This window comes from Dellaglioa algida DSM 15638, assembly GCF_001434695.1.
GTDB lineage: Bacteria > Bacillota > Bacilli > Lactobacillales > Lactobacillaceae > Dellaglioa > Dellaglioa algida.
The window spans coordinates 39,774-59,769 of sequence record NZ_AZDI01000009.1 but is presented as its reverse complement, the minus strand read 5'-3'; the positions used below and the strand labels follow the sequence as shown (position 1 = coordinate 59,769).

Genomic DNA, 19,996 nt, shown 5'->3' with positions numbered 1-19,996 from the left:
TTATTCTCCTGTGTATGTCCTAGCTAAGTCATCAAGTGATTTAACTATTTCTTCGTACTCTGCTTGGTCTTTGGCTCTTGCACCACTGGCCATGGGATGTCCACCACCGTCATGCTCTTTTGCTAATTGGTTGATTATTGGTCCCTTTGAACGTAATCGAACGCGGTAGCTACCATCCTTTTGTTGAACAAAAATTGCCCAACATTGAACTTCAATAATTTTACCTGGTAACGGTACAATTTGAGATGAGCCAGCATCGCCCAACTCTATTGAATCAAGATAATCATGCGTTAATACAACGTATGCGGCTTTATGCTCCGTAATCACTAAATTGTCATATACATAGCCTGATAATTTAGCCACACCTGCCGTAATATTATCCATCTTTTGGTTTATTTTAGTTGTTGAAAAATGATAAGCCATTAATTCGGCAACCACCTGCATTGTGTGCGCAGTCGTTGCCGAATACATAAAGCGACCGGTATCACCAACGATACCAGCATAAAGCATTCTGGCCGCGTCATCAGTTACGGTTAATCCGCCCTCAACTTGATCAACTAAATCCATGACTAATTCGGAACTACTTGATGCCCCTGTTTTTACCCAAACCAAATCACCATAAACATCTTCATTTGGGTGATGATCAAGCTTAATTAGGTATGCCCCTGTCGTATAGCGATCATCTTCGATTCTTGGTCGATTAGCCGTATCAATTACAATTACAAGCGCATCATTGTACAAATCATCAGCAATTTCATCTTGGTCGCTAATCCAGGCTAACCCAGCCGATGGTGCACCAACTTGGTAAACCTTTTTTTCGGGAAAGCTTGCACGAATTATCGCTGCTAATCCAGATTGAGATCCAATTGCGTCAGGATCTGGACTTTGATGTCGATGAATAATAATTGTATCAAATTGTTTAATTTTCTTTAATATCTCTAATTCAATTTTCACTTAAACGACTCCTTCTTAAAACTCAAACGGAACATCAATTTCGGGAATGATACCAACACCATCATTCAATAATTGAACGAACTCAACAGGATCCTGCTCAATTTTTGCAAACGTATTATAGTGGATTGGCACAACCTTTTTAGCTTGAACAAACTCAGCCGCAATTGCCGCATCTTCTAATCCCATTGTGAAAGTATCACCAATGGGTAAGAATGCTAAATCAACGGGTTCCATGTGGTTAACTAACTTCATATCTGAAAACAAAGCTGTGTCGCCGGCATGGTACAGAACTTTACCATCAATATGTAACTCAAAACCCGCTGCAACACCTAACGTTCTAGGATCGTCATCAATGGCGAGTGCAGCGGTATGCCATGCTGGCACAAGTTTCACCGAGCCAAATGGTAGCATAAGTTGACCACCAAAATTCAATGCTTCAACCGTTAATCCTTCAGATTTAAAATAATTAGCTAAATCAGTAATTGAAATAACCGTAGCATCAGATTGCTTAGCCAACTCAATCGTATCACCCACATGATCATAATGTGCATGGGTTACCAAAATGTAATCCGGATTTAATTCCGCAACAGTTGTCTTAACTAATGGATTGTCTTTAATGAATGGATCAATTAAAATCGTTAACTGATTATCAGTAATAATTTGAACACTGGATTGTCCAAGCCATGTAATTTTCATGATTAATCTTCTTTCATTTCCAAAGTTGCTCTTAAGTATAACGGTTATTGAGCCCAATTACAAAGGCTGATTCAACACTTTTTTTTCAAATAAAGGCAACTTCATGTTTTCAAAACCGATTGGTGCCAAATTTGTCATCGTTAATCCAAGTAACCGAATCCCCTTCTCGGCACCTAAAATTTCATCAAATATCTGCCGACCATAAAAATAAATCGTGGCCGCATCATTACGGATAAATTCGTCCAATGTTAATCTTTTTGTGAGCGTCGTAAAATCTTGATACCGAACTTTAATAACTAATGTTTTCCCATGTTTCTGTTGTTTATTCAACGTTTCCGAGACTAAGCTCGCAATATATCTAAGCTGAGTTTCCACCTCGTCAATCGTCATCAACAATTTCCCATATGTTCGCTCACTCCCAATAGACTTTCGTTCTCTTTGCCATTCAACTGGTCTGTCATCTACGCCACGCACTCGTTTGTATAGGAAATAGCCTAATTTACCAAATTGTTGTATTAATTCAACCTCAGATTTTTCCAACAGTTCTTTTCCAGTAAAAATACCTTGATCAATCATCTTAGGAGCCGTTTTTTTACCAACACCCCTAAATTTCCCAATCGGTAAGCTGGATAAAAAAGGAATAACATCGCCTGGAAGTATTAGCGTCATACCTGCCGGCTTATTATAATCTGATGCTAATTTTGCCAAAAATTTATTGTATGAAACGCCTGTTGAACAGGTCAAATGTAATTTCTGATAAATCTCTCTTTGAATCAAATGTGCCACCTGAATAGCACTCTTAATTTCTTTTTTGTTCTGCGTAACATCCAAATAGGCTTCATCAAATGCAATTGGTTCAATCATTTCGGTGTATTCATGAAATATTTCATGAAGTTGACTTGAAACCTCTTTATACAACGTGAAATCCGGTGCTTTAAAGATAGCTTTAGGACAAATTTCATAAGCTTCTTGTGCCGCCATGGCAGAGTGGATACCTAATTTTCTGGCCTCATAATTAGCTGTGGCAACAACGCCACGACCACCATTTTTTCTCGGATCATGAGCGATTACTAATGGCTTTCCGATAAATTCGGGATGTTCACGTTCTTCAATTGATGCATAAAAAGCATCCATATCAACATGAATTATTTTCCTTTTTAATAAATTTTCATCTATTGTGATACCATTCAACTCAGCCATTAGTCCACCCCTTTTCTTAATTCATTATAACAAACATACGTTCTATTTAAAACCAATCACTCATCATTGTCATCTATCACCTTGACTTCTTACCCGCCCCGTTCGCAATAAAGAATCGTTTGCAAAAAAAATAACGCCTCGATTATTATCGAAACGTTACTTTTAATTATTTTTCAGGATTATAAATCCAGTAATTGCCATCATCTGTTAATAACTTAGCTGATGCTTCTGGCCCCATCGAACCGCTCAGGTAGTTAGGGAATATCGTCTTGTCATCATCGTTATTATGCCATGAATTCAAAATGACGTCTGCCACATTCCAAGCTTTAGCAACTTCATTCCAATGCGCAAAGTTAATCGCAATCCCATTTAAAGCATCCAAAAGTAATTTTTCGTACGCTTCTGGTGTATTAGCTTTTGTCTCAGGAGAATTAACGTAATCTAAATTAGTTTTATTTGTATTAAATCCTTGACCAATTTCTTTAGTGTTAATTGTAAGTCTGAAGCGCTCATCAGGTTCAATCGTGATCGTTAATACATCTTTACCTAAATGTTCATGTTCATCACTCGTTCCAAAAATATTTTTTTCAACATTTTTAAAAACAATATTGATTTCAGTATTTTTTTCAACGAGACGCTTACCGCTTCGAACGTAAACTGGTACACCGGACCAACGCTCGTTATCAATCATTAAGCGTCCAGCAATAAACGTTTCCATCATCGAATCTGGTGCAATTTGTTCTTCATCGCGGTAGGCCTTTTCAGTCCCTGCCTTGTTAGCTCCATATTGTCCACGAATAAAGTTTGCATCAACCTCTTCAGGTTTTAAAATGCGAATAGCCTCTAAGGCCTTCAATTTCTCTTTACGAATTTCTGATGCAACAAATTCTTTTGGCATATCCATCGTTAACAATGATACTACCTGCATAATATGATTTTGGAACATATCACGCATAGCACCGCTTGTTTCATAGTAACCACCACGTTCTTCAACGCCTAATGATTCGCTTAATGTTAATTGGATATTATCAATATATTTATTATTCCACAATGTTTGCGTAATTATATTACCAAAGCGAATTGCCGGAATATTTTGAATCATTTCCTTACCTAAGTAATGATCAATTCTAAATATTTGGCTTTCATCAAAAGTATTTGCAATCTCATCATTTAATTTTTTGGCACTTTCAAAATCTCGACCAAATGGTTTTTCGATAATTAAACGATTAAATCCATTTTTAGTAACCAAGTTTTGAGAGCCCAAATGAGTTGCAATTGTCCCAAAGAATTGAGGTGACATTGCTAAGTAAAACATACGATTACCCTCAATTTGATATTTAGCATCAAGGTCGTCAGCCAATTTCTTTAACGTTATGTAGTGCGCAACATCAGTTACATCATGCGATTGGTAATAAAAATGTGAGGCAAAATCAGCGATTTTAGTTTTATCTCCACTGACTCCAACTAAGGATTCAGTAACAACATTTCGATAAAAATCGTCTGTCCAAGGACGTCTTGCAGTCCCAATAACGGCAAAATTTTCATTTAAAAATCCTTTTTCAAATAACTTGAAAAGAGAAGGATATAATTTACGTTTTGCCAAATCACCGGTTCCACCAAAGATAATAAATAATGCTTTTTGTTGAGTTTCCATTACTTCACACCACTCTCGTTTTTTGAGGTCTCAGTCCTCTTTATTAGTATCAAAATCAATAATATAAGTTTACATTTTATTAGTAAAATAAACAAGAAACTTGGTCTTAAAACGGACAATAAAAAAAGTATTAACCTTAATTAGATCAAAGTTAATACTTAAAAATATCTATTTTTCGTCTGATGAAGCTTTATCTTCTTCAGTTTTTGTTTCAATCACTTCTTCTTTAACAGCTGGTTCTTCTTTAGCTGCAGGTGTTACTTCAACAGCGGCTGGAAGTACGCGTGCAATTGCTGAGCGTTCGAATGTTAAGAAAATACCGTCACAATCAAGCGTAACTGTTTTTGCTTCTTCATCAAAGCTATCAATAACACCATGTAAACGACCGATAGTAACAACTGCATCCCCAGGTTTTAATTGGTTCATCATATCTTGTTGTTTTTGTTGTTGTTTTTTTTGTGGGCGAATCATCATGAAGTACATCAAAACGAATAACGCCACAATCATTAAAATACTACTATATTGCATTAATTAGCCACCTCTATTTTCTATTTTCTTACTATACAAGGGTATCAAACTTCTTGACTGAACACCATACCTATTCAAATAAATTTAAAAATTCTTAGGATTTTTATCATAGAAGCCGTATTGTTCAAAAAATGCTTCACGAAATTCCAATAAGTTATCATCCATGATTGCTTGACGAACGTCAGCCATTAAATGCGTTAAGAAATATAAATTATGGTAACTCGTTAAACGAATACCAAATGTTTCGTCCGCCTTAATTAAGTGACGTAAGTAAGCACGTGTATAATTTTTACATGTATAACAATCGCAATTTTCATCCAATGGTCTAAAATCGCGTTCGTATTTAGCATTTTTTACGACCACGCGACCCATTGAAGTCATTGTCGTTCCATTCCTGGCAATTCGTGTTGGCAGTACGCAGTCAAACATATCAATTCCACGTAATACCCCATCAATCAAAGCATCCGCTGAACCGACGCCCATCAAATAACGAGGTTTGTCTTCGGGTAATAATGGTGTTGTAAAATCTAAAACGCGGTTCATTTCAGCTTTCGATTCACCAACAGACAACCCACCAATTGAGTAACCGGGGAAATCCATTGAGACCAAATCGCGTGCGCTACGTTCTCTCAAGTTACGATGACCGCCACCTTGAACAATCCCAAACAATGCTTGTTCTTTAGGGTTCAAATGTGCCTTAAGACCACGTTCAGCCCAACGACTCGTCCGATCAACTGATTTACTAATATAATCATAGCTTTCTGAAAATGGTGGACATTCATCAAAACTCATCATGATATCAGCACCTAATGCGTTCTCAACATGAATGGCTTTTTCTGGCGATAAAAATAAGTTGGCGCCATTCAAATGACTCTTGAATTTAACGCCCTCTTCACTAATATCACGCATCTTAGCTAATGAGAAAACTTGGAAACCACCTGAATCAGTTAAAATACCTTTATCCCAGTTCATAAATTTATGCAGTCCACCGGCTTCTTGAACGATATCTTCACCGGGTCGTAACCATAAATGGTACGTATTCGATAAAATAATATTAGCACCCAGTTCATCTAACTCTTCAGGTGCCATAGATTTTACTGAAGCTAATGTACCCACGGGCATGAACATTGGCGTTGGAAATGTCCCATGCGGCGTAATAATCTCACCAAGTCTAGCACCAGTTCGTTTATCTTTTTTGATTAAGCGATACTTAATTGCTGGTTCTACCATTTATTAATTCTCCATTCTATTTAATGTACATTGCATCGCCGAAACTAAAGAACCGATACTTAGCATCAACCGCATGCTTATACGCGTTTAATATATTTTCTCTTCCTGTAAATGCCGCAACTAACATCACTAATGTTGATTTTGGTAAATGAAAATTAGTGATAAACCCTTCAACGACTTTGAATTCATAGCCAGGTTTAATGAAAATTTCAGTCCAACCACTGTCAGCCTGAATATCACCGTTAAATTTTGATCCAATTGTTTCAAGCGTTCTAATTGAGGTTGTTCCGGTTGCAATAATCTTGCCGCCCGATTGACGTACCTCATTTAACATTTTAGCCGAGCCAGCTGTTAATCGATAAAACTCGCTATGCATTTTATGATCTTCAATATTTGTCTCACTAACAGGTCTAAATGTTCCTAGCCCAACGTGCAGCGTCAGATAAACCAAATGAACGCCTTTTTCTTCTATTTTTTCTAATAACTGTGTTGTAAAATGTAACCCTGCCGTAGGTGCTGCGGCTGATCCAACCTCTTTTGAATAAACGGTTTGATACATTTCTTGATCTTCAAGCGTTTCTTTAATATAAGGAGGCAATGGCATTTCACCAAGTTCATTCAAAATCTCCATAAAAATCCCGTCATAATCAAATCGAATCATTCGACCACCATGTTCTAATTCCTTTGTAATAGTTGCCGTCAGTCGACCATCACCAAAACTAATCACAGAACCAATCTTCATTTTTTTAGCAGGTTTCACCAAGGTTTCCCAGTTATCGCCATCAGTATTATTTAACAATAACACTTCAATGTGACCACCAGTATCGGGCCTAATTCCATGAATTCTAGCGGGCATTACCCGAGAATCATTCATCACCAATGCATCCCCTGCATCCAATTGATCAATTACATTGTAAAAATAGTCATCTTGGATATCGCCAGTCTCATGATCCAAAACCAACATCCGTGATGCGTCACGTTCTTCTAATGGCGTTTGCGCAATTAAGGCTTGAGGTAGCTCATAATCAAAGTCTTCAGTACTTAGTTGTTTAGTCAAAATATCGTCATCCTTCTCTATTTGTTCTCGTCAAAATTATAAGGTCGGTTCAGATGCTCATAAGCCTCCATTGTAGCAACCCGTCCCCTTGGTGTTCGTTTGATAAAGCCAATTTGCATCAAATAAGGTTCAACCATCTCAGCGATGGTTTCTGTCTCTTCACCAATATTTGCTGCCAGAGTACTTAAGCCCACCGGTCCACCTTGATAAAAATCAATCATGGTTTCTAATAATTTCCGATCCGTTTCATCCAACCCGCGATTATCCACAGCTAACAAGTTTAACGCATGATCAGCCGTCATTTGATTAATTTCGCTTTGGTCGGAGACTTCCGCAAAATCACGAACTCTTTTTAATAAACGATTGGCAATTCTTGGCGTTCCTCGTGATCGACGAGCCAACTCATGCGCACCACTTTCTTCAATTTTTGTATTGAAGATATCAGCAGAACGGATCACAATTTCTTGTAAATCAGACTGATTGTAATACGCCATATGTTCAACGATGCCAAACCGATCCCGCAAAGGTGCCGATAATAATCCAGCTCGAGTTGTCGCACCAATTAAGGTAAATGGTGGTAACGGGAAATGCACGGGGTGAGCGGTAGGTCCTTGTCCGACAACAATATCGACAAAAAAATCTTCCATAGCCGAGTACAACATTTCTTCTACCATTTTTGGTAAACGATGAATTTCATCAATAAATAAAATATCTCCAGGTTGTAATTCATTTAAAAGTGCGACAAGATCTCCGGATTTTTCAATTGCGGGTCCACTTGTTGTTCTTATCTGAACTTGCATTTCATTAGCAATGACCATTGCAAGTGTTGTTTTACCTAACCCAGGTGGTCCATACAATAAGACATGATCAAGTGCTTCTTCACGTTGTCTTGCGGCCTGAATATAAACACTTAATTCATTTTTCACTTTATCTTGACCAATATATTGTGATAAAAATTGGGGACGCAGCGACTTTTCAATGGATTCTTCCTGATTGTCTTCAGGTTCATTTGAAATAATCCGTTGTTCTGTCATCTTATCGACCTCCTTTTATTTTTTCATTAATAATTTTAGACCTTCTCGTAAGTAAGCATCCGTTGAATCAGCCTCAAACGAAGTTAAATTCTTACTGATGGCTTTAATCTCACGTTGAGAATAACCTAATGCAGATAAAGCTTCAAGACTTTCTTTCATAAATGGTGATGCTTGTGACGGAATAAAATCAAGCGATTGTTGGCCTGGCATTGTTGCCGCCTGACCTTCAATGTCATCCAACTTACCCTTCAAATCAAGCACAATTTGTTGGGCCGTTTTCTTACCAACACCTGGAAACTTAATCAGGTAACTAACATCTTCTGTATTAATCGCATTTACTAAGCCACGGTGGTCATCATTTGCTAAGATTGCAAGTGCACTCTTAGGACCAATTCCAGATACATTTAATAACTTTTCAAATAATTTTTTTTCATCTAAATCATAAAACCCAAATAACGTCATATCATTTTCACGAATCACCTGATAAACAAAAACTTTAACGGGTTTTTCGGTATCTTCTTGATACCTAAATGGGTTAGCAACAAAAATTTGATACCCTATTCCATTTACTTCCAAAACAAGATAAAAAGGCGTTACAGCAGTTATCTGTCCAATAAAATACTCATACATATTATTTTCCCACTTTTCTTAATCTACATCATTCTACTTTTAATAGTGTACCATAGACCACTTATTTATACAGGTGCTCCTTACCTTACAAAAAAATCAATCATCGCCAAGTATTCAGCAATAATTGACTCTAAATTTAACCTTCATGACCCGTTTGATGCGACTCTTGAATTCGTTTAAAAAAATGTTCCATATCTTGATTTGAAAAATGAACCAGTACTGGACGTCCGTGTGGACAATTAAATGGGTTTTCCACACTCTTTAGATCAGCTATCAGCGCTTTAGATTGTCGATCATCAAGATGATGGTTTGCTTTAATTGCTCGCTTACAACTCATCATAATCGCTGATTTTTCTCTAAACTCTGCAACCGATATTTTACCATCCGCTAACAAGTAGTCAATCATTTCTCTGATTGTACTCTCCTCTTGGCCTTCTTTAAACCACGTTGGATGTTGTCGAATAATAAAACTATTCTGACCAAACGGTTCAAGAACGAGTCCAACTTCTGACAATATCTCGGTATGCTCGGTAATAATCATAGCTTCACTTGCCGTGTACTCCAGAACGATAGGAACTAATAAATTTTGTGAATCACTAGAAACTTCACCAATTTGCTTTCGATAAAACTCATAATTAATCCGTTCTTGCGCAGCATGCTGATCTAAAATATACAGCCCATCCTCAGACTCCGTAAATAAATACGTCCCATGCATTTGTCCAATATATTTTAAATCCGGAAATCTTTGTTCACTTTTCTTGGTCGTCAACTCTTCTTCATCGCTGATTTCTTTTTCATCGACTAGATTAACTCGCTGATCAATTGAAAATGGTTCTAAATTATCCTCGTTAGCATACCGATTTTCAAAATCACTAACACGCTTTGATTCCAATTGTTCAGCAACTTGAATTGAGATTGGCTCAATTGCTTCTGACAACTCATTTAGTTTCTCACTACTGCTGACATCAACCGGTGTGCTAGCCACTGATTTCTTTTTCCCTAGCACAAAATTAGGTTTAGATTGATATTTACTTGAGGCTTCATTTAAATCAAACTGTAGTTGATCGGTATCTATCTTTTCGCGTTTTTTTGAACTCAAATTTTCTAATGCTTCCGGAATTAAATTTTCCTTAGCAATTCGTTCGTAGATTACTTTTTTAATTAATTCAGTTAACTCGGATTCCTTGCTTAACCGCACTTCTTGCTTCGTTGGATGAACATTAACATCAACTAACAAAGGGTCCAATTGGATATTTAAAACCGTAACCGGATACCGTCCAACCATTAATTTTGATCCATACCCCTTAATAATAGCCTTATTCAAACTAGTATTTTTAACATAACGGCCATTAATTAAGATAGAGATAAATTGTCTTCCGGCGCGTGTCAATTCTGGTAAAGATGTATAACCGCTGATTTTAAAATCTAAATCGTGACCACTAAATTCCAGCATTTGACGCGCACTCTTTACGCCATAAATGGCAGAGATAGTCTGTTGTAATTGACCATTACCAGTTGTTCTCAGCACTTCCTTGTCTCCATGTGTCAATGAGAAAGAAATAGTTGTGTGACTCATTGCCAGTCGGTTCATCATGTCACTAATAACTGACATTTCAGTTTGCAATGACTTAACATACTTTAATCTGGCAGGTGTATTAAAAAATAAGTCAGAAACGGTTATTTCCGTTCCTTTACGACTAGCGGATGATTTTTCATCAACTATCTTGCCACCATTAACTGCAATAAAAGCCCCGGATTGTCCAGCAACTGCTGTATTCATAGTTACTTTAGCAACTGACGCAATACTGGGTAATGCCTCACCACGAAAACCTAAGGTACTGATTTTAAATAAATCTTCTCTTGTCGTAATTTTACTTGTGGCGTGCCGTTTAAACGCATTTTCAACTTGCGATGATTCAATACCGTCCCCATTATCAATAATTTTAATTGATTTAAGTCCAGCTTCTTCAACGACAACGTCAATTTGTGTAGCATGTGCGTCAATTGCATTTTCAACTAGTTCTTTCACAACGGATGCAGGTCTTTCAACCACTTCACCAGCAGCAATTTGATCCGCTAAAATTGTGGGTAACTCGATTATTTTCGTCATTTAATCACCTTCAGTCTTATTTGTTCAATTTCTCTTGCCAATCGTATAAGACGTTCATAATATCTCTTGGCGTCATATTCATCAAGTTAAGTGCTTTAAGTTCATCCATAACTGCTGACTGGTCTTTCGATAACTCTTCAGACGTAAATAAAGATAACTGTGTTTCTTCTTCATTAATGGTTTGTTGAGAATTCGATGTTGTATTTGAATGTTCATTTTTTTGCTCTAAATCAGTCAAAATTAACGTTGCTCGACTTAATAATTCCGTGGGCATCCCTGCTAATTTAGCAACATGAATCCCATATGATTTATCTGCGGCGCCATCTTGAATTTTGTGTAAGAAGACTAATTCACCATTTTCCTCGATAGCTCCTACATGGACATTTTTTAAAGATTTAACCGTTTCTTCAAGTACCGTTAATTCATGGTAATGAGTTGAAAAAAGTGTTTTTGCGTGAACATGTTTATCCACGTACTCAATAATAGCTTGTGCAAGTGCCATACCATCGTACGTTGCCGTTCCTCGACCAAGTTCATCGAATAAGATTAAACTGTTCTCTGTCGCATTTTTAAGTGCCTGATTAGCTTCTTTCATCTCAACCATGAATGTACTCTGCCCCGAAATAAGATCATCGGCCGCACCAATCCGAGTAAATATTTGATCAAAAATAGGCATTTTGGCTGCTTCTGCCGGTACAAAACACCCAATTTGAGCCATCACAACCGTCAATGCTAATTGACGCATATACGTACTTTTACCGGACATATTTGGTCCCGTAATTAATAATATATCTAGCGTTTCTGGCATATTAACATCATTTGGAATATAACTTTGTTTGCCCATAACTTTTTCGACTACTGGGTGCCAACCAGCTGTAATTGCCAATTGATGCCCTTCTTTTAATAGAAGTGGTTTCACAAAATGTGAATCTTCACTGACAACCGCAAAACTTTGTAAAACATCTAGTGTCGCAATCCCTTGTGCCAACAATTGTAGGCGTTCAATCGATTTTTTAACGGTTTCTCTAATTTCAACGAATAATTTATATTCTAAATCAATCGCCTTACTTTCGGCTCCTAAAATGATGCTTTCCCGTTCTTTTAACTCGGGCGTAATATAACGCTCAGCATTAGTTAGCGTCTGTTTACGTTCATATCGATCTTTTGGCACATTTACAATATTAGATTTGGTTACCTCAATAAAGTAACCGAAAACACGGTTAAATCCAATTTTAAGGTTTTTTATTCCCGTCAATTCTCGTTCTTTTGCTTCCATCTCTGCCAACCATTGTTTACCATTTTTCATGGCATCTTGGTAGACGTCAAGCTGATCATTGTATCCCTGCTTAATTAAATGTCCATCGGTCACTGATAATGGTGGCTCTTCAACAATTGCGCGTTCAATCAAATTAGCGACGTCATCAACTGGGTCTAACTTATTAATAACATCGGAAAAAGTCCCATCGTTAATTTCTTCCAATACGTATTTAATTTTGGGTACTTGCCTAAGTGATAGCTTAAGCTGGACTAAATCTCGTCCATTCACACTCCCAAAAGCAACACGTCCGGCCAGCCTCTCTAAATCATAAACCTTAACTAATTCTTCTTGTAACGTGCTGCGTTCAAAATAATGATTAATCAGTAAATCAACCTTTTTTTGGCGGTCTAAAATCTCGGCATAGTTAATAAGCGGTCTGTCAATCCATTGTTTAAGTAACCGACCACCCATTGCCGTTTTTGTATCATCAAGTAACCAGAGTAAGGTCCCCTGTTTTTTACCCGTTCGAATATTTTGCATTAATTCTAGATTGTATTTTGAATAATGATCCATTTTCAAGAAAAAATCAGGTTCATAATGAACTGCTTTTTGTAAATGGTCTAAACTGCGCTTTTGTGTGACTGAAAGGTACGTCAATAAATCCGTGACAACGGTCACTTCTAACGAATCCGTTAAGTCTTGAATAGCGTAGCTTGATTCAGCATGGCTTTCACCAAGTTCTTGTATTGAGAGCATAATATTTAACTTTTTCAACGTTTCAATTGTTGTATTGGATAAGCTGCTGTTAATCACAATTTCTTTCGTTCTTAAACTCATTAATTCGTTAATTAAATTATCCAAGTTATCCAGACGACTCGTTTTGAGTTCACCTGTTGATAAATCAACGTAAGCAAATCCAAATACCCCACCATCTTCAATTATGGCCGTTAAATAATTATTCTCCTTGGATTCATTTATACCATTATCCATTGTCGTTCCCGGAGTGACCAATTGAACGACTTCTCGTTTAACCATGCCCTGAGCCAACTTAGGATCTTCGACTTGTTCACAAATGGCGACTTTATACCCTTTTTCAACTAAAATATCAATATAGTTTTGAGCAGCATGATGAGGAACACCACACATTGGAATTGGATCATCCGCTTTTTTATTGCGTGTCGTTAGCGTTAATTCTAATAGTTGAGAGCCTTTAATGGCATCGTCGTAAAATAATTCATAAAAATCTCCCAAACGGTAAAACAAAAAAGCATCAGGATACTGTGCTTTAATGTCGAAATATTGAATCATCATTGGTGTCTGTTTCGTTTTTTGCGGCATAGTCGAGATGCCCTCCTATTTTTAATTTAGTCCATGAAAGGATGATCATCGTTGATCAAAACGGGGAATATTTTCTTAGCATGTCCCGTTTTGTCATCTATATCAATGACACAAGCCGATAATGTTTGACGTCCTGTTTCATCAACTTCAAATCGTGTAGGCATTTGCGATAAGAATCGGCCAATTACATTTTCACGTTTCATACCTAAAATACCATCATAAGGACCCGTCATACCAACATCTGACATAAATGCAGTTCCTTTGGGTAAGATACGCGCATCATTTGTTGGTACATGCGTATGAGTCCCAACAACGGCTGATACTTGTCCATCTAAAAACCATGCAATGGCTTCTTTCTCGCTCGTTGTTTCAGCATGGAAATCAATAAAAATGAAATCTGTTTCTTTTTTAACTTCTTCTAAAATATCTTGAACAACTGCAAAAGGATCATCTGAAGGCGTCATAAAAACACGGCCTTGTAAGTCAATCACGGCTAGTTTCTGTTGATTAATATTAATGATCGTATGACCAATTCCAGGCACTTGATTTGCTGAAAAATTAGCTGGTCGAATTAATTTCTTTGCGCCGCCAATAAAATCCTGAATCTCACGGTTGTCCCAAGTATGATTACCCATTGTAACAACATCGGCACCCGTTTGAAGGAATGACTTATAAACTGATTCATTAATTCCTCGGCCTTTTGTTGCATTTTCACCATTCACAATGGTTGCCTGTGGATGAAATTTTCTTTTTAATTTTGGCAAGTACTCCTTAATCATTTGTTGACCTGAATCACCAACAACATCTCCGACAAATAATAAACGCATGGTCGTCCTCTTTTCTTATATATATTAACCAGTTTAACATTCTTTCTTTTTATATAGAAATCCAATTAAAAAAGTCATTAGACAAAAAATGATGATTTAAGAAGTTAATCTCAAATCACCACCGTTTTTTTATTTATTTTGCGTACTCAATTGCTCTTGTTTCTCGAACTACGGTCACTTTAATGTGGCCTGGATATTCGAGTTCATCTTCAATTCTATTTTTGATATCTCGAGCTAAAACAGTTGCTTGAATATCATTAACTTCATTTGGCGTGACAATAACACGTACTTCACGACCAGCTTGAATTGCATAACTTTTCTGAACACCCTTAAATTCATGGGTAATATCTTCAAGTTTTTCAAGTCTATGAATATAATTTTCTAATGATTCACTTCGTGCACCAGGTCTTGCTGCTGAGACAGCATCAGCTGCCGCAACCAGAATAGCAATTGTATACTTAGCTTCAACATCACCATGATGTGAGGCAATGGTGTTGATAACAACATCATTTTCTTTATACTTCTTAGCTAATTCAAGCCCAATTTCCACATGCGAACCATCAACTTCATGATCAACTGCTTTCCCAATATCATGTAACAATCCTGCGCGTTTTGCTAATGTAACATCTTCACCCAATTCAGCGGCTAACACACCTGCTATCTTGGCAACTTCAATAGAATGGCTTAACACATTTTGACCATAACTTGTTCGGTAATTCAAGCGACCAATTGTTTTAATTAGGTCTGGGTGAATCGTATGAAGTCCGAGATCAAAGGTTGTTTGTTCACCTAATTCACGAATCTTCTCATCCATTTCTTTACGTGATTTTTCAACCATTTCTTCGATTCGTGCTGGATGAATACGACCATCTTGAATTAATTTCTCAAGCGTCATCTTGGCAATTTCACGACGAACTGGATCAAATCCACTTAAAACGACTGCTTCAGGCGTATCATCAATAATCAAATCGATCCCTGTTAAGGTTTCTAATGTTCGAATATTACGTCCTTCACGACCAATAATACGGCCTTTCATTTCGTCATTTGGCAAGGTTACTAATGAAACAGTTGTTTCAGAAACCATGTCTGCTGCACTTCTTTGGATAGCTTGAGCAACTAAGTCTTTAGCATTACGATCAGCTTCTGCTTTAGCTTGCTTATCACTTTCTTTAATCATTACAGCTCGTTCATGACTCAATGATTCTTTTGTATCGTCCATAATAATGGTTTGTGCTTGTGTTTGTGTTAGAGAAGCAACTCTTTCAAGTTCTTCTTGTTGTGCCTGGATAAGTGAAGTTGCTTCTTGTTGTTTGACGTCAATAAGTTTTTGGTCAGACGTTACTTTTTTCTCTTTGTTCTCAAGCGTTTGTTCGCGTTTATCTAGTGCGCCATCTTTACGATCTAAAGTTTCTTCACGTTGAATTACTCGATTTTCTTGCTTTTGAATTTCTGAACGTCGTTCCTTTAACTCATTGTCTATTTTATCGCGATAACTTTGACTTTCTTCTTTGGCCTCTAAAACGGCTTCTTTTTTCTGAGTCTCAGCATCTTTCATTGCACTTTGTAAAATACCTTCGGCCGTATGCGTTGCACCATCGAGTGTTTTTTCAAAATTTGACTTTCTATATGCAATTCCAATAAAAATTCCAGCAACTAAAGCAATAATAGCGATGATAGCGAGGATTAATACGGTTGTTATAGTTCCCATAAAAGTCCACCTCCGCACCATCAAACAATGATTAATTAAATTAATCATAAATTTTTAGATGTTTTTTATTTTGTTCATATACACTTTAGTATTTTACGGTTAATTGCCCCCCGCTGTCAACAACAATCCATTGTTAGCTTTAATTATTTATTCATTAATTTCGTCAAATATCCATTTAAGTCCGCTTAAGACACTTCTTTGACGAATCGTTTCCCTGTTCCCTGCAAAATGAAATTGTTTTGCAACGACGGGATTATCTTTGAAGGCAAGTCCAATCCAAACAGTTCCTGCTTTTTGTCCTTCAAGTTCATCTGGACCAGCGACCCCCGTGAATGAAATGGCAATATCCGTTTTCATTTTATCCTGTGTTTGTATAGCCATCTGTTTAGCAATACTTTCACTAACAACACCATGTTTTTTTATCGTTTCAGTCGGAATACCTAAAACGTCAGATTTTACTGCATTTGCATACGTCACAAATCCGCCAGGATAAACTTTTGAAACGCCAGCGACTTCGGCCAATGTACTTTGAAACAAGCCGGCCGTTAAACTTTCCGCGGCAGAAATTGATAAATTATTTTTAATTAGTTCGGTCACAACCACGTTTTGTAATGAATTATCATCCCCATAACCATAAAAATAATTACCTACCCTATTTAACACATTGGTTTCCATCTCGCCAATTAATTTTTCAGCCGATTTTCCTTCTGTAGCACTCGCGGTAATTCGTAAAGTAACTTCATTAGTCTTCGCATAAGGAGCAATCGTAGGATTTGTTTGTGCATTTATTATATCTTCTAGTTCAGTAACCAGTTTAGATTCCCCAATTCCAAAGAAGCGTAGAACCTTTGATTCAAGATGACTATTCAAGTTATATGTTTGCTTCAATAGTTCCTCAACTTCTTTGTTAAACATCGTTTTCAATTCATTGGGTGGGCCGGGTAATAGTAGAAAGTCGCATGCCGCACCCTTATAAAAATCTCCAACGGCCATTCCGGCATGGTTTTTAATGGGCACTGAACCCTCTATATACAAGGCTTGCAATTTATTGTTTTCAGTCATTTTTCGACCCGTTTGCGCAAAATGATTTTCAATTTTCAGCATTGCATCTTTATTTTCAACTAGCTTTTCATTTAAAAATTTAGCCACCATTTGTTTCGTTAGGTCATCTTCCGTTGGTCCAAGCCCTCCGGATAAAATTACTAAATCATTTCGTTTAGAAGCAATTTCAATTGTCTCTAGCATACGTGACTCATTGTCCCCAACAACCGTCTGATAAAATACATTAACGCCTAAATCCGCTAATTTATCTGCTAAAAAAGCGCTATTCGTATTTACAATTTGTCCTAATAAAATTTCTGTTCCAACTGCAATTATCTCTGCGTGCATGATATTACCTCCTAGTTTCTAATTAAAAAAGACTAAAACAGCTAACCGTTTTAGTCTAATCATTTTATTTTTCGAATGAATCTGAGAAAATCGCTCTATTTTGGACAAAATAATCGATTCCTGAGTAGATAGTAAAGAATAAACAAATGTAAAGGAAGATAGCGGCCATTGGGACACTAATTGCTGCAAACAATACATTATTTAAGAACAACAAAATGATTGCGATCATTTGCGTTGTTGTTTTAATTTTACCCGGCATAGCCGCAGCCATAACCTGACCATCATTTTCAACAATGATCAATCTCAACCCTGTGACAGCAAGTTCACGACAAACAATGATTGCTGCTACCCAAGATGGCACTTGATTAAATGCGACAAGAATAATAAATGCAGTCATTACAAGCATTTTATCAGCCAACGGGTCAGCAAACTTTCCAAAATTAGAAACTAAATGTTGTCGGCGTGCGATTTGACCGTCCAAAAAGTCTGTTAATGAAGCAGCCGCAAAAATAATCGCCCCAACCAAATGTGTAACTTCGATTTGAGTGCCAGCCCAGGTGACCATTCCCCAATCAAGTGGTAATAATAACACCAACATGAAAATTGGAATTAATATAATTCTGACAACCGTTAATTTATTTGGTAAATTCATAATTGTTCCCCTTTTTTTTTCAAAAAAAACCAACAACATAGACTTCGTTGCCGGCAATTTTTGTTTATTGAATATTTACGGTAACCGTTCTAACTTGTAAGGCCGGATTTGTTTTCGTAAAATCAAATTTTTTGCCATTTATTGTAATACTCATAGCCGTTGCATTTCCAAAACTAAAGACAAATGACTTTGTTCCAGCCGGAATTGAAACAGTGTCACTCGCATCTGACACAAGCGTTGCTTGCCATAATTGTGTGCCGTCAGCTGTGATTGAGCTCCAAGCTGCACTACCAGCAGCCGTTAACTTAATTTCAGAAGTTTTGGGTGCATTTTCCATCGTATAGACGGTGTTTGTCCCCGTATCTGAAACGTATGTTAATTTTTGCGTCTTCTTATCAGACGAAGAACTTGAGCTTGTTTCTGACGATGCAGAACTAGCACTCTCAGATTTTGCTTTTGAATCAGTTGAAACCGAAACTTTAGAGCTTGAACTTTCAATTTGAGTATCCGTATTTTTATTGTTTAATGTTACACCATAAATAGTTCCCAAAATTCCTAAAACAATGACAACAATAATAATTGTAGGTAAATACGACATGAATTTATCAAATTTGCTGTCCTTTGGAAGTCCCGCAGACTTATCAGAACGCGATACTCGTTCCTTTGTAACTACTGCCTCTGGTTCATCTGGAACAGTTTCATTGAATTCTCCCAATAATTCATTTGCATCCAAATCGACTGTTTCCGCATATTGTTTAACAAATGCACGGACATAAAAATCTCCTGGTAAATCAGAAAATTTTTCGTCCTCAATCGCGATTAAATAACGCTTTTGAATCTTCGTCATTTGTTGTAAATCATCTAACGTGTAACCTTTATTTATTCTCGCTTCTTGTAATTTCTTTCCAATTTCACTCATATCAAATTCTCCACTTAGTTTAATAGTTAATCTTCTAAAGCCCAGTATAACATAGTCACTATGCCCAATTTATTAAAATTTTATTATTTTATTTCAACCATCCGCCAGACACATAAATTGTTTGTCCGGTGAGGTACCCTGCCTCTTTTGCCAATAATTGCTTCACCCAGAAACCAATCTCTTCAGGATGAGCAAATCGACCAATTGGAATCTCATTTGAAATTATTTTTTTTGTTTCTTCAGAAAACTGTTGATTCATTTTTGTATCTACTGCTCCTGGTGCTACAACGTTAACTGTGATACCTAATGACGCAACTTCCTTACTATACGCATTAGAAAAAGCAGACAGAGCCCCTTTAACTGTGCTGTACAGAACTTCCATTGGACTTCCAACACCTCCATAAATCGAACCAATAAAGATAATACGTCCGAAATGGTTTAGTGCTAATTTAGGTTCCAATTTCTGAATTAACGCTAACGGCGTTTGAACTTGCATTTTCATCATTTTCTCTAAATCAGCCATTGGGGCCTCATTAAATAAATGATAAGAAGTTGTTCCCTCCGCAAATATTAACGCGTCAACCGCAAATAATTGCGATGTCACGGCTTCAACATCAGCCGTTGTCATATCAAATTGTAGCGGTAAAAAATCCTGTTTTGGATAGTTTTTTCTTAACTCATCTGTCAATGTTGTAATTACTTGTTCATTTTGATAATAATGCATGGTCAACGACCAACCCGCGTCTGCTAACTGTCTCGCAATCATTTGACCGATATCACCGGATGCACCAAAAATAACTGCCCAGCTCACC

The 19,996-nt window shown here is 37.0% G+C and carries 17 protein-coding genes; all 17 read right to left on the bottom strand.

From position 1 onward, the window contains the following. Positions 1–954: a DHH family phosphoesterase gene (locus FC66_RS06470; RefSeq protein WP_057974568.1), complete on the bottom strand. Its 954-nt coding sequence runs from the start codon at positions 952–954 to the stop codon at positions 1–3. A 15-nt stretch (positions 955–969) separates the two neighbouring features. Further along, the gene (locus tag FC66_RS06465) at positions 970–1,650 is read right to left on the bottom strand and encodes a metal-dependent hydrolase (protein ID WP_057974567.1); all 681 of its coding nucleotides are present in this window, start codon (positions 1,648–1,650) and stop codon (positions 970–972) included. A 57-nt stretch (positions 1,651–1,707) separates the two neighbouring features. Continuing rightward, positions 1,708–2,850 (bottom strand): DNA polymerase IV, encoded by a 1,143-nt coding sequence (gene dinB / locus FC66_RS06460; protein ID WP_057974566.1) that lies wholly within the window; start codon positions 2,848–2,850, stop codon positions 1,708–1,710. Positions 2,851–3,016: 166 nt separating this feature from the next. After that, positions 3,017–4,504, bottom strand: coding sequence for a glucose-6-phosphate dehydrogenase (zwf, locus tag FC66_RS06455; RefSeq protein ID WP_057974565.1), 1,488 nt, complete (start codon positions 4,502–4,504; stop codon positions 3,017–3,019). A gap of 168 nt (positions 4,505–4,672) precedes the next feature. Further along, positions 4,673–5,032, bottom strand: coding sequence for a preprotein translocase subunit YajC (gene yajC / locus FC66_RS06450; protein ID WP_057974564.1), 360 nt, complete (start codon positions 5,030–5,032; stop codon positions 4,673–4,675). A gap of 84 nt (positions 5,033–5,116) precedes the next feature. Beyond that, positions 5,117–6,262, bottom strand: coding sequence for a tRNA guanosine(34) transglycosylase Tgt (gene tgt / locus FC66_RS06445; RefSeq protein ID WP_057974563.1), 1,146 nt, complete (start codon positions 6,260–6,262; stop codon positions 5,117–5,119). Positions 6,263–6,278: 16 nt separating this feature from the next. Further along, complete coding sequence (queA, locus tag FC66_RS06440) at positions 6,279–7,319, bottom strand: tRNA preQ1(34) S-adenosylmethionine ribosyltransferase-isomerase QueA (protein WP_404825140.1); 1,041 nt, start codon at positions 7,317–7,319, stop codon at positions 6,279–6,281. Positions 7,320–7,336: 17 nt separating this feature from the next. Next, complete coding sequence (gene ruvB, locus FC66_RS06435) at positions 7,337–8,353, bottom strand: Holliday junction branch migration DNA helicase RuvB (protein WP_057974561.1); 1,017 nt, start codon at positions 8,351–8,353, stop codon at positions 7,337–7,339. Positions 8,354–8,368: 15 nt separating this feature from the next. Continuing rightward, positions 8,369–8,983, bottom strand: a complete 615-nt coding sequence (gene ruvA / locus FC66_RS06430) for a Holliday junction branch migration protein RuvA (RefSeq protein ID WP_057974560.1) — start codon at positions 8,981–8,983, stop codon at positions 8,369–8,371. A gap of 136 nt (positions 8,984–9,119) precedes the next feature. Continuing rightward, positions 9,120–11,093 carry a DNA mismatch repair endonuclease MutL gene (gene mutL / locus FC66_RS06425; protein WP_057974559.1) on the bottom strand — a complete coding sequence of 658 codons (1,974 nt, stop codon included), beginning with the start codon at positions 11,091–11,093 and terminating at the stop codon, positions 9,120–9,122. A gap of 16 nt (positions 11,094–11,109) precedes the next feature. Further along, the gene (gene mutS, locus FC66_RS06420) at positions 11,110–13,689 is read right to left on the bottom strand and encodes a DNA mismatch repair protein MutS (protein ID WP_057974558.1); all 2,580 of its coding nucleotides are present in this window, start codon (positions 13,687–13,689) and stop codon (positions 11,110–11,112) included. Between the two features lie 26 nt (positions 13,690–13,715). After that, complete coding sequence (locus FC66_RS06415; RefSeq protein ID WP_057974557.1) at positions 13,716–14,516, bottom strand: TIGR00282 family metallophosphoesterase; 801 nt, start codon at positions 14,514–14,516, stop codon at positions 13,716–13,718. Positions 14,517–14,649: 133 nt separating this feature from the next. Then, the gene (rny, locus tag FC66_RS06410) at positions 14,650–16,224 is read right to left on the bottom strand and encodes a ribonuclease Y (protein ID WP_057974556.1); all 1,575 of its coding nucleotides are present in this window, start codon (positions 16,222–16,224) and stop codon (positions 14,650–14,652) included. A gap of 147 nt (positions 16,225–16,371) precedes the next feature. Then, positions 16,372–17,613: a competence/damage-inducible protein A gene (locus FC66_RS06405; RefSeq protein ID WP_057974555.1), complete on the bottom strand. Its 1,242-nt coding sequence runs from the start codon at positions 17,611–17,613 to the stop codon at positions 16,372–16,374. 64 nt (positions 17,614–17,677) lie between these two features. Further along, on the bottom strand, positions 17,678–18,265 hold the full coding sequence (pgsA, locus tag FC66_RS06400; RefSeq protein ID WP_057974554.1) for a CDP-diacylglycerol--glycerol-3-phosphate 3-phosphatidyltransferase: 588 nt from the start codon (positions 18,263–18,265) through the stop codon (positions 17,678–17,680). A 64-nt stretch (positions 18,266–18,329) separates the two neighbouring features. Then, the gene (locus FC66_RS06395; RefSeq protein WP_057974553.1) at positions 18,330–19,184 is read right to left on the bottom strand and encodes a helix-turn-helix domain-containing protein; all 855 of its coding nucleotides are present in this window, start codon (positions 19,182–19,184) and stop codon (positions 18,330–18,332) included. Positions 19,185–19,272: 88 nt separating this feature from the next. Next, positions 19,273–19,995 (bottom strand): elongation factor P 5-aminopentanone reductase, encoded by a 723-nt coding sequence (gene ymfI, locus FC66_RS06390; RefSeq protein ID WP_057974552.1) that lies wholly within the window; start codon positions 19,993–19,995, stop codon positions 19,273–19,275. Between the last annotated feature and the right edge of the window lies 1 nt (position 19,996).

Excerpts from the sequence above, each read along its gene's own strand:
- ruvA (WP_057974560.1), bottom strand. The coding sequence starts at position 8,983 with ATGTATGAGTATTTTATTGGACAGATAACTGCTGTAACGCCTTTTTAT.
- FC66_RS06465 (WP_057974567.1), bottom strand. The coding sequence starts at position 1,650 with ATGAAAATTACATGGCTTGGACAATCCAGTGTTCAAATTATTACTGAT.
- pgsA (WP_057974554.1), bottom strand. The coding sequence starts at position 18,265 with ATGAATTTACCAAATAAATTAACGGTTGTCAGAATTATATTAATTCCA.
- mutS (WP_057974558.1), bottom strand. The coding sequence starts at position 13,689 with ATGCCGCAAAAAACGAAACAGACACCAATGATGATTCAATATTTCGAC.
- mutL (WP_057974559.1), bottom strand. The coding sequence starts at position 11,093 with ATGACGAAAATAATCGAGTTACCCACAATTTTAGCGGATCAAATTGCT.
- tgt (WP_057974563.1), bottom strand. The coding sequence starts at position 6,262 with ATGGTAGAACCAGCAATTAAGTATCGCTTAATCAAAAAAGATAAACGA.
- FC66_RS06415 (WP_057974557.1), bottom strand. The coding sequence starts at position 14,516 with ATGCGTTTATTATTTGTCGGAGATGTTGTTGGTGATTCAGGTCAACAA.
- ruvB (WP_057974561.1), bottom strand. The coding sequence starts at position 8,353 with ATGACAGAACAACGGATTATTTCAAATGAACCTGAAGACAATCAGGAA.
- FC66_RS06395 (WP_057974553.1), bottom strand. The coding sequence starts at position 19,184 with ATGAGTGAAATTGGAAAGAAATTACAAGAAGCGAGAATAAATAAAGGT.
- FC66_RS06405 (WP_057974555.1), bottom strand. The coding sequence starts at position 17,613 with ATGCACGCAGAGATAATTGCAGTTGGAACAGAAATTTTATTAGGACAA.
- yajC (WP_057974564.1), bottom strand. The coding sequence starts at position 5,032 with ATGCAATATAGTAGTATTTTAATGATTGTGGCGTTATTCGTTTTGATG.
- rny (WP_057974556.1), bottom strand. The coding sequence starts at position 16,224 with ATGGGAACTATAACAACCGTATTAATCCTCGCTATCATCGCTATTATT.
- dinB (WP_057974566.1), bottom strand. The coding sequence starts at position 2,850 with ATGGCTGAGTTGAATGGTATCACAATAGATGAAAATTTATTAAAAAGG.
- zwf (WP_057974565.1), bottom strand. The coding sequence starts at position 4,504 with ATGGAAACTCAACAAAAAGCATTATTTATTATCTTTGGTGGAACCGGT.